Raw genomic sequence first — 14184 nt, 5'->3', positions numbered from 1 at the left:
CGGGAACCCAGCTCTACGGTACATGCCGACGCGACGCTGGAACTGGGTCCCCGCTTTCGGGGGGATGACGAAAGAAGGAAAGTCAGCGCCAGCGCAGATTTTGGGGGCCGAGATCCGACAGGGTCTTGGCCCCCATCAGTTTCATGCCGCGCTCTATCTCGGCGCGGAGCAGGGCGATGGCGCGGGCGACGCCATCCTCGCCCGCCGCAGCCAGCGCGTAAAGATAAAGGCGGCCGCCCGAGCAGGCCTTGGCCCCGACCGACAGCGCTTTCAGTACATGCGTCCCGCGCGTGATGCCGCCGTCGCAGATCACCTCGATCTTGTCGCCGACCGCATCGACGATGTCGGCGAGCGCGTCGAAGGGCGAGATGCTGCCGTCGAGTTGGCGACCGCCGTGGTTCGACACCATGATCGCAGTCGCGCCGATCTCGACCGCGCGGCGCGCATCCTCGACCGCGGCGATTCCTTTAAGGCAAAAGGGGCCGTCCCATTGCTTGCGGATCGCCTCGGCGCGCTGCCAGTCGAGGCTCTGGTCGAGCATCGAGGTGAAATAGTCGGCGACCGATTTGGGGACGCTCGATCCCTCCGACACATGGGTGGCGAGGTTGGGCAGGCTGAATTTTTCGCGCAGCACATAGTTGAGCCCCCAGCCGGGCCTGGCGGCGTAGCTCAGCATATTGCCCGCGGTGAAGCGCGGCGGCGAGGTGAAGCCCGAGCGCAGGCAACGTTCGCGGTTGCCGCCGACGATCGTGTCGACGGTCAGCGCGACAGCATCGAATTTCGCATCGCGCGCCGATGCCAGCATCGCGCGGTTCAGCCCGTCGTCCTTGTGGACATAGAGCTGGAACAGCTTGGGGCCGTCGGTCAGCGCGCCCGCCTCGGCCAGGCTGATCGTCGCGAGGCTGGAAATACCCGCCATCGTGCCGGCGTTCGCCGCGGCGCGCAGCACGGCGCGCTCGCCCTGCCAGTGGAACAGGCGTTGGAGCGCGGTGGGCGACAGGAACAACGGCATCGCCATTTCGCGGCCGAACAAGGTCGTGCGCATATCGACGCTTTCGACCCCGGCGAGGACGCGCGGGATCAGGTCGCAATCGTCGAACGCCGCGCGGTTGCGGCGGCGGGTGACCTCTTCGTCGGCGGCGCCGTCGATATAGTCGAACACGGGCCAAGGCAGGCGGCGTTTCGCGAGCATGCGGAAGTCGTCGATATTGTGGCAGTCGGTGAGGTTCACTTTTTATGTTTCCGTTCGTGTCGAGCGAAGTCGAGACACGCTGCGTTCGTGCCTTGCCTCACGTGTCTCGACTTCGCTCGACACGAACGGGATTGGGCGTCGGTGCCGGGCATCAAAACACCGTCCGCGCCGCCACGGTTCCCTTGGTCGCGAAGCTGAAGCGCGGCTCCACCGCCAGCTTCGGATCGAGGATATGTGCTGCAACGCGCTTGCCCACCGCGGGGCCGTTCTTGAACCCGTGCCCCGATCCGCCGCCGACCAGCCAGACGCGCTCCTGCCCCGGAAAGCGATCGATCAGATAGTCGCCGTTCGAGCTGTTCTCATATTGGCAGACGCGCCCACCGATCAGCGGCGCCGAAGCGAGGCCGGGGAAACGGCGCGCGATGTACGCGCGCGCCTCGGCGATCCCGGCAGGGGTCAGGCTACGCTCCATTGTATCGGGGTCGATCACCGGGCCGTGGACATCGACTGCGATCTTGAACCCCGCGCCCTCCAGGTCGGGGAGGCCGTAAACGATCCGACCGTTGTTGAAATCGGCCCACACGGGCAGTTCGGGCGGGGCAAAACGAGTGTCGCCCTGCGGCGCGCCGAAATGATAGACTTCCTGCCGCGTCGCGACGATCTTTCCCATCAATTGCTGCGGGAAAAGTTCGGCCAGCCACGGACCTGCGGCATAGACGAGATGATCGGCGGTGCCGCCGTCAGGGAGTGCGTGTTTTTTGATCTTTTTCGACAGCAAGGGTGCGGGCATGACGACGCGCTCGACCGCAATCTGGGCGTCCGCGATCACTTCCTGCACGCCGCGCCCGGCGATCAGCGCGCCGGTTTCGGTTTCGAGGATGCCGGTCTCGCCCTGATAGAATTGCATCTGGCGATATTTGTTCTGCAGCCAGCTCACATCGCCATGTTCGTGTCCGACGCGGTTCGCCTGCAACCAGGCGAGCGACTGTGCGGTATAAGCGTCGCCCTGCGGCGCGAACCACAATACGCCGCTATTGTGAAAGATCGGCGCGCTTGCGGTGTCGGATAAGGATTTCCAATATGGCAAGGATTCGCGCGCCATTTCCGAATAGATGGTGTCGGCGCCATAGCCCATGCGGATGACGCGGCTCTCGCCGCCGGACGACGCGCGCGCGTGACCCGCGCCATAGGCGTCGAACAATCGCACCGTCTTGCCGGCGCGCAGGAGATGCCATGCGGTCCACGCGCCGAACACCCCGGCGCCGATAATCGCGACATCGACGTGCTGGACCTTGGGCTTGGCCGGTTTGCGCTTTTTTGATTTGCGTTCGGCGGCCGCCGCCGCAGCGGCCACGGGCAGTGCGGCGAGGCTGGTGAGCAGCGCACGGCGCGTCGGTATATTGTTGGGAGGCGTATCAGCGGCCAACGGTCGCGCCCTCGCTCTTCTTGTAATAGCGATAGCCGCCGATCCAGGTTTCGAGCGGCGTCATTTTGCGGATCTCGTCGGGACTGGCGAGCATTGGGTCGGCGTCGACGATCAGGAAGTCGGCGCGCATCCCGGGCATCAAAGTGCCAATGCGATCCTCGGCAAACCCGGCAAAAGCGGCGGCGCGGGTGAAGCCGTCGAGCGCGGTTTCGCGGCTCACCACTTCCTCAGGACGCCAGCCGCCGAACGGCTCGCCCTTGGCATCGGTGCGCGAGATCGCCGCAGCGAGGCCGGGGAAGGGGTTGGCGCTTTCCACCGGTGTATCCGAACCGAAGGCGAGGCGAACACCTGCTTTTTCAAGGCTGCGCCACGCATAGGCGCCCTTCAGTCGGTCGGGGCCAAGCCGCGCTTCGGCCATCAGCCGGTCGCTCGTCTGGTGAACGGGCTGCATCGAGGCGATGACTTTCATGCTGGCGAAGCGCGGAATGTCGACGGGGTCGATGATCTGCGCATGTTCGATGCGCCAGCGGCGGTCGCCGGGCAGGTCGGCGTTGAGATCGGTGATCGCGTCCAAAGCCTCGGCATTCGCAGCGTCGCCGATCGCGTGGATCGCGACCTGGAACTTGTCCATCGACGCGCGCACCATCTTGTTGCGCAGCTGTGCGGGGGTCAGCAACGGCAAGCCTTTTTGCCCCGCTGCGTCGCTATACTGTGCTTTCAGCCAGGCGCCACGCGAGCCGAGCGCGCCGTCGAGATAGAGTTTGACCCCGACCATTCGGAGATGATCGTCATAGAGCCACGGCGTCGGTTCGGACCCGGCGATGATCGCCATATTGTCGATGTCGCCGCCGTAGGAGAGGATGCGCACCGCAAGCTGTTTTTTGTCGCCGGCGCGGCGGTACGATTGCCATTCCTCGATCGTCGTGCCCATGTCGGCGATCGCAGTGATGCCCTGTTCGAGCAGCTTTTGCTGCGCGAGATACAGCGCCCGGTCGATGTCGCGCGCTAGCGGTTTGGGCTTGGCGCCGTCGATCAGGCTCATCGCCGCATCGACGAACACGCCGCTCGGCTTGCCGCCCGTCATTTCGATACGCCCGCCCTCGGGCGACTTGCTGGCGGCAGTGACTTTCGCCGATGCCATCGCGGCGCTGTTGGCCCAGCCGGCGTGGCCGTCGACGCGGGCGAGCCAGACCGGGCGGTTGGGGACCGCCGCGTCGAGATCGGCGGCGGTCGGGAAGCGGCCAAGACCCCATTTCTCCTGATTCCAGCCCGATCCGATGATCCACGGCATTTCGGGATTGTCGGCGGCATATTTGCGGATCGCCGCCTGCGCCTCGGCCAGTGAGTTGGTGTCCGACAGGTCGAGCAGCATCAGCTGGAATCCCATGCCGATGACATGGCCATGCGCGTCGATCAGGCCGGGAATCAGGGTCTTGCCTTGGCCGTCCTGTTTGAAATCGGGGCGTTCCGGGCGCTTATCCTTGCGGTCGAGCAGTGTTTTTACTTTGCCCTGGGTGTCGATGACCAGTCCGGTGAAACGAACCAGCTTGCCGTCCTTGTCGAGCGTGATGCCGTTCACGTTATCGACCAGCGTGTCGGCGTGCGCGGGGGCGGCGAGGGCGAGCGCGAGGGCGGCAACGACGACTCCCCTCCCGCAGGCGGGAGGGGATGCGAGACTTGCCAGCTTGCTGGCTAGTCGCAGCGGGGTGGGCAGCAGGCGGTGAGCCGTGGAAGCCCACCCCGCTGCGACTAAGCCCGGCTTCGCCGAACTAAGTCTCGCTGCCCCTCCCGCAGGCGGGAGGGGAGTGTGGGTCTGTTCGCGGTTCATTTCGGCAACCTTGTTATAAGCGAGCTGGTGTCGCGGCGACCGTTCCCGGCCTTTTGCACATCGGCGTAAAATTGATCGACGATCGCGGCGACCGCGATCGTCGCGCCGTTCGAGCGCGCTTCGTCGAGCGCGAGGCCGAGGTCCTTGCGCATCCAGTCGACCGCGAAACCGAAGTCGAACTCGTCCTTCGCCATCGTGTCCCAGCGGTTGAGCATCTGCCAACTTGCCGCCGCGCCCCCCGACACCGCCTCGAACACCTTGTCGGTGTCGAGCCGCGACGCCTGGGCGAAACGCAGCGCTTCGGACAGCCCCTGCAGCACCCCGGCGATCGCGATCTGGTTGACCATCTTGGTCGTCTGCCCCGCGCCGGGGCCGCCGATATGCACCATCCGCGCGGCATAGGCCTGCATCACCGGCTCGGCCGCAGCAAACGCCGCCTTGGTGCCGCCGCACATGATCGACAGCGTGCCGTTCTGCGCCCCCGCTTCGCCGCCCGAGACGGGGGCATCGACGACGAGCAGGCCCAGCCCCTCGGCCTCGACCGACAGTTGGCGCGCGATGCGCGCCGACACGGTGGTGTGGTCGATGAACAGCGCGCCCTTGCGCATGGCCTTGAACGCGCCATCGCGGCTCAGCGTAACCTGCGCCAGATCATCGTCGTTGCCGACGCAGGTCAGCACGACATCAGCGTCGCGTGCCGCCTCCGCCGGGGTCGCTGCCGCCGCGCCGCCATGCGCCGCGACCCAGGCCTCGGCCTTGGCGCGGGTGCGGTTGTACACGGTCAGGTGATGGCCCGCTTTCGCAAGATGGCCCGCCATCGGTCCGCCCATGACGCCGGTGCCGATGAAGCTGATGCGCAATTTTTGTTCGCTCATAGAACGGTCCATAACCATGGTTTGCGCGGTGCGCCAGATAGGCTAGGGCCAGCCCCATCATGAGCACGACCGCACCCACCCTGTCCGCTGCCGATTTGCCGGCAATCACCCTCGACGATGTGCGCGCCGCCGCGGCCCGGATCGACGGCGCGATCGTGCGCACCCCGACGCTGCATTCGCAGACGCTGTCGGAAATGGTCGGCGCCGAGGTCTGGCTGAAGTTCGAAAACCTGCAATTTACGGCGGCTTATAAAGAGCGCGGCGCGCTGAACGCGCTGTTGCTGATGGACCCCGTGGCCCGCGCCCGCGGCGTCATCGCGGCGTCGGCGGGCAATCATGCGCAGGGGCTGGCCTATCATGGCAAGCGGCTGGGCGTGCCTGTCACCATCGTGATGCCGAAAACGACACCGCAGGTTAAGGTGTACCAGACCGCCAGCCACGGCGCCGAAATCGTACTGTTCGGCGAGAAATATGACGATGCCTATGCCCATGCCCGCGAGCTGGAAGTCGAGCGCGGGCTGACCTTTGTCCATCCCTTCGACCATCCGCATATCGCGGCGGGGCAGGGGACGGTGGCGCTCGAAATGCTCGCGGATGTTCCGGAGATCGACACGCTGATCATCCCGATCGGCGGCGGCGGGCTGTTTACCGGCATGGGGACCGCAGCGCGCGGGATCAATCCTGACATCCGCCTGGTGGGCGTGCAGGCCGAACTTTACCCGTCGATGTACGCCAAGCTCAACGGCGTCGACATGGCATGCGAGGGTGACACGCTGGCCGAGGGGATCGCGGTCAAGGAACCCGGCGAATATACGCGTAAGCGCGTGGCAGAACTGAACGACGACATTGTGCTGGTCGCCGAACGCCATCTGGAACGCGCGGTCAGCCTGCTGCTCCAGATCGAAAAGACGGTCGTCGAGGGCGCGGGCGCCGCAGGTCTCGCCGCGCTTCTCGCACACCCGGAGGAGTTTGCTGGGCGCAGGATCGGGCTGGTGTTGTGCGGCGGCAACATCGACACGCGGCTGCTCGCCAATGTGCTGCTCCGCGACCTGGCGCGCTCGGGCCGCATCGCGCGGCTGCGCATCCGATTGCAGGACCGCCCTGGCGCGCTGTTCAAGGTGATGAAGCTGTTCGACGAGAAACAGGTCAACATCATCGAAATCTATCACCAGCGCATCTTTACGACGCTGCCCGCCAAGGGGTTGATCACCGACATCGAATGTGAGGCGCGCGACCGCGAACATCTCGACAGCCTGGTCGCCTCGCTGCGCGATGCGGGTTATATGGTGACCACCGTCGAACTGGCATGAGGGAGTTCACCCGCGATTTCGTCGCCACACCCGACAGCATCGACGAGCTCGGCCATGTCAACAATGCGGTCTGGGTCCAGTGGATCCAGCAGGTCGCGACCGGTCATTGGGATGCCGCGGCGCCGCAAGCGCACAAGGACGCCTATATCTGGGTCGTGGTGCGGCACGAGATCGATTATCTGCGCGCGCTCGGCCCCGGCGAAACGGTGACCGCGCGGACGTGGGTTGCCGACAAGCCGCAGGGGGCGAAGTTCGACCGGTTCATGGAGTTCACCGGCGCCGACGGGAAGGTGCATGTTCGCGCGCGGACCGTGTGGGCGCTGCTCGACAAGACCAGCGGACGGCCGCTGCGGGTGACGGCGGCGGTGGTGGCGCCGTTTTCAGAGTAGGGCGCAAGTCGGCGTTCACTTGTCGTTCACCCGTCAAAGCGCGTCCCCTTGGTCCCAGTTGCGCAGGAGGTGCGGCATGAACTCGTTCGAGCGTGGTGCATTGAGCAAGGTCCCGGCGGTCACCCTGGGATTCTGGATCATCAAGACATTGGCGACGACCTTTGGCGAGACCGCCGGGGACACCGTCAGCATGACGCTCAACCTTGGCTATCTCGTGGGAACCGCGATCTTCGCCGCCATTCTTGTCGCGCTGGTCGTCGCGCAGATCAGGGCGGAGGCTTTTCACCCGTTCCTCTATTGGGCTACGATCATCGCGTCGACAACCGCCGGCACGACGATCGCCGATTTCGCGACGCGTTCGCTGGGCATTGGGTATCCCGGCGGCTCGCTGCTGCTATTTGGCCTTGTTATCGGATCCCTTTTTGTCTGGCATCGACAGATGGGCAGCATTTCGGTGGCGACGGTGCATGAGCCGCGGGCCGAAATCTATTATTGGACGACCATCACCCTGTCGCAAACGCTGGGCACCGCGCTGGGCGACTGGCTAGCGGACGGACCGCTTGGCTATGTGGGGGCTGCGGCTGTGTTCGGGGCGCTGCTCGTCATATTGGCGTTGCTCTATTACCGCAGCGCGGTCAGTCATGTCGCGCTGTTCTGGGCAGCATTCGTCCTGACGCGGCCACTGGGCGCCACGGTCGGCGATTTTCTGGACAAGCCGATTGCGAAAGGTGGTCTGGATTTCAGCCGGCCGCTGGCGTCAGCCGTTCTGATCGTCGCCATCGTCCTTCTGATAGTGATTCTGCCGCAAAAGGCGGGAGCCAAATTGGCTCAGGCGGAGGGCCGCTAAATATTTCGGTCGCGTTTCTCCCGCCTCTCAGTGGATCTCCGCTCCTTCCTCGACTAGCGTGATTTCGGCGCGGCGCGTTCGCGAAGGGGCCGCTCTTTGAGCGCCCGCAAGGTTTTCAATATCATCGCATGCACATCGCCGGTCTCTTCGAAGAGGCGTTGGTACACCTCGGAAATTTCATCGCTATAGCTATCCTGCATTGCCATTTGGGCATGACCCTTTTCGGTCAGCCGAAACAGCTTGCGGCGCGCGTCGGTTGGGTCGGGGTGCTGGGTCATCAGGCCGAGGCGAAGCAGCGCCGGGCATTTCTGGATCACCAGCTGGTGCGACTGACCCAGCGCGCGCGCCAGCTCGGCCGCCGACGCCTCGCCCGCCTGCCGCAGCGCGGTGAGCAGCGAGCAGGAGCGCACCGGGATGACGATGCCCGCCGCGTCGAACAGCTCGCGCGTCTGATCCTCGATCATCTGGCTCAGCGCCTCGCTGAGCCGCCCGAGGAACGAGATGTCGTCGAGGTTGTTCCAGGAGTCAGTCGAGGCGGGCATAGCTGTCGGTCGGTCCATCGCGGTTGATGCGTTCGAGCGCGACAATCTTGCCCGCCTTGCGCGCAATGCGGAAGCGGAAATCGTCGACGCCTTCGACCGCGAACAGGTCATCGCCCAGCGGTTCCAGCGTGGCGCGGAAACGCTCGCGCCAGGTGTAGAGTAGCTTGCCGTCAACGATGTCGATCTGCCGGCCTTCATAGCGCCCGGCGACGGCTTTCAAGCCAGCGGGCGTAAGCTGGACCGCTTTGGCGCGCGCGGCGAGTGAGGGTGCGAACCACGCGGCGTCGGCTTGCTTCGCCGTGTCGGCCAGTGCCAGACGATGCGCGAAGATTAGTGCGTCGGCGGAGGCGACTTGATGATCGGGCGTAACCCCGCGTCCTTCGAAATCGCCGCGATCGACGGGGTCGTGGATCTGGCCGATTGGTACCTGCACGAAAAAGTCGGTGCCGACCGGCTTGCGGTCGACCGGATGCGCCCCGCCCGCGGTGCGCTCACCGACCAGTGTCGCGCGGCCAAGCTTCTGGAGCGAATAGCCGAACCATTCGGCGGCCGAAAAGCTGGTCGACGAGGTCAGGACATAGACGGGCTTGCCGGTCAGCCGCTTTGCCGGGATGGCGGGGAGCACCCACTGGCCGCGGGCGATGCGGCGACCATCGTCGGTATAATAATAATCGAACAGCTCCTGATCCTTGTCGGCGCGGAAAAGCTGGCTGGCGAGCAGCTGCGCCATCTCGAGATAGCCGCCATTGTTGTAGCGCATGTCGTAGATGACGGCATCGCTGTTCTCGATAAAGCGCATCGCCGCGCTGGCTGCATCATAGGCGAGGTCGGGATCGGCAAAATGCGACATTCCGACATAGGCGACATTGCCCTCAAGGCGGCGCAGCTCGGTAAAGCCGAAGTTCTTGCGGGCTTCGTCGCGCCGGTCGGTTTCGCGCAAGTCGGCGGCGCGCGCGGGATCTTTCCGGGCGGCATAGTCGGCGGCAAAGGCGGGATCGACGCCGACGAAAAAATGCAGGTCGTTGCTGGCGGCGAGCAGGTCTTTGGTCAGCGCCTGCGCCAGCGCGTCCTTGTCCTGCGCACCGTCATAATCGCCCTTGTCGAGATGGGCGCGGAGCGTTGCAGCGAGCGTCTTGGCCTTGTCGGCAAAGACATAATTGGTCTCCAAAGCCTGGCCGAGCTGCTCGACTACCTGTTGCCGGTCAGCGGCCGTAAGCGGCGCCTCGCCTGTCGCAGCAACGCCGAGCAACCATGCCGCCGCGACGATCCCCGCCGATCCGAATTTTTTCACAGAAAGCATCAATATTCACCTGCGACTCAGTTATACAATATATTGCGCAATATGTTGTATAACGTCATGAGGCAAGAGCCGAATGGATGTTGCGACAGGCGGTCAGGCGATCACGGCGTACTAAAGCTGCTGAGCGGCCGGAGGGAGCGGCAACGCGACCTCTTCCTTGAGCGCCTTCACAATCGCGGCCACCGACGTCGGCGCATAGGCAAAGCCCATATGGCCGCAATCGACCTCGACCTGGCGGTCGCTTTCATGCGGCTGGCCGCGCGCGCTGCCCACCGCGACGACGCCGTCGAACGCCGACCATAAAGCGAAGGTCGGCATTTCGGGGCGCGGGGCGGGGTGGAAATCGATCGGCGGATTGTCGACCGGATGGCGCGCGATCAGATGATAGAGGCGCCAGGCGCGGTTGGCGCGGCGGCTGCCGGAAAAGGGAGAACCAAGGGTGACGACGCGCGCCACTTTTGCCGGATGATGTTTGGCATATTCGCGGGCGTAAATACCGCCCAGACTCCACCCGACCAGCGCCGGGGCGTGGCCGGTGCGGTCGATGATCCATTGTACGCGAGTGTCGATGCGCTCGATGATGTCGGGAGTAGCGCCGCGATTGAAGCCGAGACCCCAGGCGTAACAGCGAAATCCCGATCGGCGGAGATCGGCGCGCAACGCTTTGGTTGCCCAGTCGCCGGACAGGAAGCCGGGGAGTATCATTACCGGCGGATGATCGCTATCGGGATTGGGTTCGGGGGGCATCGGGCGAATCCGGCCCCACAGCGCGCGCGCCAGACTCGTGACCTCGCGCCAGAGCAACCCCAGCGATGGCAGCGCGTCATCGTCGGGAATGCGCGCCGGCCATTCGGCGCGGCGGGTGAGCAGGTTGCGGATCATGGGGCGGCTATACCAGAATCTGTACCCCTGCGAAGCCAGAGCTCTATCGCCGACCGGTTCCAGGATGCGCCCACCCGAGATGGGTTCCCGCCTTCGTGGGGACAACGCTATTTCCTGCGGTGGACGATGTCACTTTTTCGGGACCAGTTTCACCAGCTTGCCGTCCTCGCCGTCGGTGAGCAGCCAGACCGTGCCGTCGTCGCGAACCTCGACCTCGCGGATGCGAGTGCCGAAATCCCAGCGGTCGGATTTGGACAGCTTGTCGCCGTTAATGCCCATGCGGATCAGTCCTTCGCCGGACAGCGCGCCCATCAGCAGGCTGTTCTTCCAGCCGGGATATAGATCGCCATTGTACCAGACGAGTCCGGCGGGCGAGATCGACGGGTTCCACCAGAGTTTCGGCGCGGCGAATTCGGGGCGGGTCGGGTGGTCGGGAATGTCCTTGCCATCATAATGATCGCCGTTCGACACGATCGGGTAGCCATAATTGGCCTTGGCCGCGACCAGATTGACCTCGTCACCGCCCTTTGGCCCCATTTCCTGGTTCCAGAATTGCCCGGCGCCGTCGAACGCCAGGCCCAATATGTTGCGGTGGCCGAGCGACCAGATTTGCGCTGTCACGCCGCCTTGCGCGGCGAAGGGATTGTCAGCGGGAACGCTGCCATCGGGGTTCAGGCGGATGATCTTGCCCAAATTGGCCTTCATATCCTGCGCCGGGTCGAATTTCTGGCGCTCGCCCGATCCGATAAACAGATATTTGCCGTCGGGAGAAAAGGCGAGGCGGTGCGAGAAATGGCCGCGACCGCTAACCTTCGGCGACTGGGTCCAGATCGTCTTGAGATCTTCCAGCCGCGGGGCCGCGCCCTGGACCAGCTTGGCCATGCCGACGACGGCGCCAAAGGTGCCGCCCGCGCCGGGCTCGACCCAGCTGAGATAAACGGTGCCGCTGGTGGCGAAATCGGGGGCAACGATAACGTCACCCAAGCCGCCCTGACCGCCATAGGCGGCCGTCGGAACGCCCGCGACGTCGAGCATCCTGCCATTCTCTTCCCACAGTTTCAGCTTGCCCGCTTTCTCGGTGATCAACGCGGCGCGGGTGCCGGGGACAAAGGTCATCGCCCAGGGCTCGTTAAAGCTGGCGACCTCTTGGACAGTGAACGGTGCATCGGCGACCGGGGTCGTCGGCTGTTCGCCCGAAACATCGAGCATCGCGGGATCTGCGGCTTTGCTCGACGCGGTGCTGGCGGAGCAAGCGCTCGCGGCAAGCGCGGCAGTAAGCGCGAGGAGCGGCAATGATTTCATGAAAAAGCTCGCTTTGCTTGGGGAAGGATAGGCCAATCTGGCGCGGCGGCACGGCAAAGTCGAGAGGGCTTGACCAGATCTACCGGTTTGCCGCTTCGCGCCGTGCAGTGATAATCTCGACGCTGTCCATGATCGCGGCGACAGCTTCGCTCGCGGGCGGCGCATCGGCGCGTTTCTGCGAAAACTGGCCGCTGTTCATAATCTCTTCGAGCGCGGCGCGGGCGCGCGAGACGCGGCTTTTCATCGTGCCGAGCGCGCAATCGCAAATGCTTGCGGCTTCCTCATAAGACATGCCGCCAGCGCCGACGAGGATAAGCGCCTCGCGCTGATCCTGCGGCAATTCCATTAGCCCGCGTTGCAAATCGGCCATCTCGCCGCTGTCTTCCTGGCTTGCGGGGGTCGACATCGTGCGCTCAACCGCAGTTTCATCATATTCGCCGACGAATTTGTTGCGGCGCATCTGCGACAAAAAAGTGTTGCGCAGGATGACGAATGTCCACGCCTTGATCGACGTCCCGCGTTCGAACCGCTCGCGCGACGCCCAGGCTTTGACCATCGTGTCCTGCGTCAGGTCGTCGGCAAGATCGGGACTGCCCGACAGGCTGCGGCCATAGGCGCGCAAATGGGGAATGACGTTAGCGAGCAACGTCTTGAATTCGGTGTCGGACAGGCTTTCGACAGCCTCAGCCCCAACGCCCACCATTATTGCTTCGAACTTTTCTGATCGAGCTGCGACAGCAGGTCGAGCATTTGATCGGGCAATTGTTCGGAAACGATGTTGCCATAGATCATCCGCAGCTTGGCGCTGACGGGCTCGGGCGCTTGCCGACCCGTGAGCGTCCGATGCCATTCGTCGCTGTCGGTGCCGGGAAAGCTGCCCTGCTTACGATTTGGCGCATCAGCCCCCGGGGGCGGGGTGCCCGTGCCGTTCGATCGGTTGTTGCCTTGCGTAGCCATGACGGAGCAACGAGGAAAAGCGCCGCAGGTTCCCGTCTGGTTCGTTTTTTGCGACGAAAGCGTTGCCAAGATGCCATAGCGGCCCTATTCGGTGCGCCGCGTAGGTGACCAGGCTTGCGGCGAGGGGTTATGCTTTGCCTTTGCCGCATGTCGGAAGGCTGGAGAACGTCGCTTGCTTTCCGTCATCTATATTAGTGTGGCCGATCCCCTGATCGGCGAAGACGACATTGCCGCGTTGCTGGTCAAGGCCCGCCGCAACAATCAACGCGATGCGCTGACCGGCGCGCTCATCTTCAACGGTCATAATTTCCTGCAATTGCTGGAAGGGTCGCCGGACAAGGTCGAGGCGTGTTTGGCGGTGATCCGTAGCGATCCGCGCCACAGTGGCATGATCGAGATTCGCCGCCGCACGGTCGAGGAGCGCGCATTCGCCGAATGGTCAATGCTCTATGACCCGCATTTTCACGGTCATGACGACGCCTTGGGTCGCTTGGCCGCGACGGGTCGGCTCGATCCGCAAGACGCATTGATGATGGACAATTTCATCGCGCTCGGTCGCCGCACTCGCCTGTCCGGTGCCACCGAGAGTTGACGGTCCAGGGTGACTTATTCGGCGCGGTCGGCGGTTCCGGTTTGCATCGGCCGCCCGACGCGCTAAGCCTTACTCGCATCTTGATCGCTGTTCAGAAAACTAAGGCTATATTATCAACGACCTGACGCCTACTCCGCGCGACGCCGAACCGCTCGACGATGCCACCTTCAAGCGCGAGCTGGCGGCGATGCTGCCGCACCTGCGCGCCTTTGGTCGCAGTCTGTGCGGCAACGCCGATCTGGCCGACGATCTGGTTCAGGAAACGATGCTGAAGGCGTGGAAGGCGCGGGCGCAATATGTGCCGGGCCCGGCCAGCATGAAAAGCTGGGCCTTTGTCATTCTGCGCAACTGTTTCCTGTCGCAGATGCGGCGCAAGAAATTCACCGCCGAATATGACGAGCAGGCGGCCGAAAGGCTGCTCGTTGCGCCCGACGATCAGGACGACAGTCTTCACCTTGCCGACGTTCAGCGCGCGTTACTGATGCTGCCTGTTGACCAGCGTGAGGCGCTGGTGCTCATCGGCGCCGGACAGCTGTCCTATGAAGAGGGCGCCGCGATCTGCGAATGTGCGGTCGGCACGATGAAGAGCCGGGTCTCCCGTGCGCGGACCGCGCTGCAGGCGATACTGGAAAGCGGCGAGATGCCGCGGCGCAGCGCCGATTTGCTGCCGTCGAGCGACGTCTTCCGGGCGATCATGGACGATGTCGATCATCTGACCGCGAATGGACCGGCGCGGGATTGA

15 protein-coding genes are annotated in these 14184 nt (G+C 64.2%); 5 read left to right on the top strand and 10 right to left on the bottom strand.

Annotated elements, in window-relative coordinates; translation table 11 throughout:
* Window positions 1-82 precede the first annotated feature (82 nt).
* The 4 genes from ACQY6T_RS03590 to ACQY6T_RS03575 form a co-directional block, all read right to left on the bottom strand.
* Window positions 83-1231 (bottom strand): alpha-hydroxy acid oxidase, encoded by a 1149-nt coding sequence (locus ACQY6T_RS03590; protein ID WP_428628486.1) that lies wholly within the window; start codon window positions 1229-1231, stop codon window positions 83-85.
* Between the two features lie 112 nt (window positions 1232-1343).
* On the bottom strand, window positions 1344-2618 hold the full coding sequence (locus ACQY6T_RS03585; RefSeq protein WP_428628483.1) for an FAD-dependent oxidoreductase: 1275 nt from the start codon (window positions 2616-2618) through the stop codon (window positions 1344-1346).
* Window positions 2608-4302 (bottom strand): amidohydrolase, encoded by a 1695-nt coding sequence (locus ACQY6T_RS03580; protein ID WP_428628834.1) that lies wholly within the window; start codon window positions 4300-4302, stop codon window positions 2608-2610. The genes ACQY6T_RS03585 and ACQY6T_RS03580 overlap by 11 nt, the downstream gene beginning before the upstream one ends.
* Before the next feature lie 140 nt (window positions 4303-4442).
* Window positions 4443-5321: an NAD(P)-dependent oxidoreductase gene (locus tag ACQY6T_RS03575; RefSeq protein WP_428628481.1), complete on the bottom strand. Its 879-nt coding sequence runs from the start codon at window positions 5319-5321 to the stop codon at window positions 4443-4445.
* A 59-nt stretch (window positions 5322-5380) separates the two neighbouring features.
* Between ACQY6T_RS03575 and ACQY6T_RS03570 the strand changes: the two genes are divergently transcribed.
* The 3 genes from ACQY6T_RS03570 (at window position 5381) to ACQY6T_RS03560 (ending at window position 7867) form a co-directional block, all read left to right on the top strand.
* Entirely contained in the window at window positions 5381-6631 is a 1251-nt protein-coding gene (locus tag ACQY6T_RS03570) for a threonine ammonia-lyase (protein ID WP_428628478.1), read from the top strand.
* Entirely contained in the window at window positions 6628-7020 is a 393-nt protein-coding gene (locus ACQY6T_RS03565) for an acyl-CoA thioesterase (protein ID WP_428628476.1), read from the top strand. Before ACQY6T_RS03570 ends, ACQY6T_RS03565 begins: the two co-directional genes overlap by 4 nt.
* A gap of 76 nt (window positions 7021-7096) precedes the next feature.
* Window positions 7097-7867, top strand: coding sequence for a COG4705 family protein (locus ACQY6T_RS03560; protein WP_428628474.1), 771 nt, complete (start codon window positions 7097-7099; stop codon window positions 7865-7867).
* A gap of 53 nt (window positions 7868-7920) precedes the next feature.
* Here the strand turns inward: ACQY6T_RS03560 and ACQY6T_RS03555 are convergent, their stop codons facing one another.
* The 6 genes from ACQY6T_RS03555 to ACQY6T_RS03530 form a co-directional block, all read right to left on the bottom strand.
* The gene (locus ACQY6T_RS03555; RefSeq protein WP_428628472.1) at window positions 7921-8409 is read right to left on the bottom strand and encodes a MarR family winged helix-turn-helix transcriptional regulator; all 489 of its coding nucleotides are present in this window, start codon (window positions 8407-8409) and stop codon (window positions 7921-7923) included.
* Window positions 8393-9709, bottom strand: coding sequence for a S41 family peptidase (locus ACQY6T_RS03550; protein ID WP_428628471.1), 1317 nt, complete (start codon window positions 9707-9709; stop codon window positions 8393-8395). The genes ACQY6T_RS03555 and ACQY6T_RS03550 overlap by 17 nt, the downstream gene beginning before the upstream one ends.
* A gap of 111 nt (window positions 9710-9820) precedes the next feature.
* On the bottom strand, window positions 9821-10591 hold the full coding sequence (locus ACQY6T_RS03545; RefSeq protein ID WP_428628469.1) for an esterase/lipase family protein: 771 nt from the start codon (window positions 10589-10591) through the stop codon (window positions 9821-9823).
* Between the two features lie 129 nt (window positions 10592-10720).
* Complete coding sequence (locus ACQY6T_RS03540) at window positions 10721-11893, bottom strand: PQQ-dependent sugar dehydrogenase (RefSeq protein WP_428628467.1); 1173 nt, start codon at window positions 11891-11893, stop codon at window positions 10721-10723.
* A gap of 79 nt (window positions 11894-11972) precedes the next feature.
* A complete protein-coding gene (locus ACQY6T_RS03535; RefSeq protein WP_428628465.1) occupies window positions 11973-12596 on the bottom strand; it encodes a sigma-70 family RNA polymerase sigma factor in 624 nt (207 codons plus the stop codon).
* Entirely contained in the window at window positions 12596-12850 is a 255-nt protein-coding gene (locus tag ACQY6T_RS03530; protein WP_428628463.1) for a NepR family anti-sigma factor, read from the bottom strand. Before ACQY6T_RS03530 ends, ACQY6T_RS03535 begins: the two co-directional genes overlap by 1 nt.
* A gap of 172 nt (window positions 12851-13022) precedes the next feature.
* Between ACQY6T_RS03530 and ACQY6T_RS03525 the strand changes: the two genes are divergently transcribed.
* Window positions 13023-13442: a BLUF domain-containing protein gene (locus ACQY6T_RS03525; protein WP_428628461.1), complete on the top strand. Its 420-nt coding sequence runs from the start codon at window positions 13023-13025 to the stop codon at window positions 13440-13442.
* Window positions 13443-13629: 187 nt separating this feature from the next.
* Window positions 13630-14184 (top strand): sigma-70 family RNA polymerase sigma factor, encoded by a 555-nt coding sequence (locus ACQY6T_RS03520; RefSeq protein ID WP_428628458.1) that lies wholly within the window; start codon window positions 13630-13632, stop codon window positions 14182-14184.

Origin of the sequence: Sphingopyxis sp. (genome assembly GCF_965279725.1) — a bacterium.
In the GTDB taxonomy this organism is placed as follows: domain Bacteria; phylum Pseudomonadota; class Alphaproteobacteria; order Sphingomonadales; family Sphingomonadaceae; genus Sphingopyxis.
Note: the sequence above shows the minus strand (reverse complement) of the source record. Positions and strands in the feature narration are given on the sequence as shown.

Coding starts and splice junctions, on each gene's coding strand:
- ACQY6T_RS03575 (WP_428628481.1), bottom strand. CDS start 5,321: ATGAGCGAACAAAAATTGCGCATCAGCTTCATCGGCACCGGCGTCATG.
- ACQY6T_RS03570 (WP_428628478.1), top strand. CDS start 5,381: ATGAGCACGACCGCACCCACCCTGTCCGCTGCCGATTTGCCGGCAATC.
- ACQY6T_RS03565 (WP_428628476.1), top strand. CDS start 6,628: ATGAGGGAGTTCACCCGCGATTTCGTCGCCACACCCGACAGCATCGAC.
- ACQY6T_RS03560 (WP_428628474.1), top strand. CDS start 7,097: ATGAACTCGTTCGAGCGTGGTGCATTGAGCAAGGTCCCGGCGGTCACC.
- ACQY6T_RS03555 (WP_428628472.1), bottom strand. CDS start 8,409: ATGCCCGCCTCGACTGACTCCTGGAACAACCTCGACGACATCTCGTTC.
- ACQY6T_RS03550 (WP_428628471.1), bottom strand. CDS start 9,709: ATGCTTTCTGTGAAAAAATTCGGATCGGCGGGGATCGTCGCGGCGGCA.
- ACQY6T_RS03545 (WP_428628469.1), bottom strand. CDS start 10,591: ATGATCCGCAACCTGCTCACCCGCCGCGCCGAATGGCCGGCGCGCATT.
- ACQY6T_RS03540 (WP_428628467.1), bottom strand. CDS start 11,893: ATGAAATCATTGCCGCTCCTCGCGCTTACTGCCGCGCTTGCCGCGAGC.
- ACQY6T_RS03535 (WP_428628465.1), bottom strand. CDS start 12,596: ATGGTGGGCGTTGGGGCTGAGGCTGTCGAAAGCCTGTCCGACACCGAA.
- ACQY6T_RS03530 (WP_428628463.1), bottom strand. CDS start 12,850: ATGGCTACGCAAGGCAACAACCGATCGAACGGCACGGGCACCCCGCCC.
- ACQY6T_RS03520 (WP_428628458.1), top strand. CDS start 13,630: ATGCTGCCGCACCTGCGCGCCTTTGGTCGCAGTCTGTGCGGCAACGCC.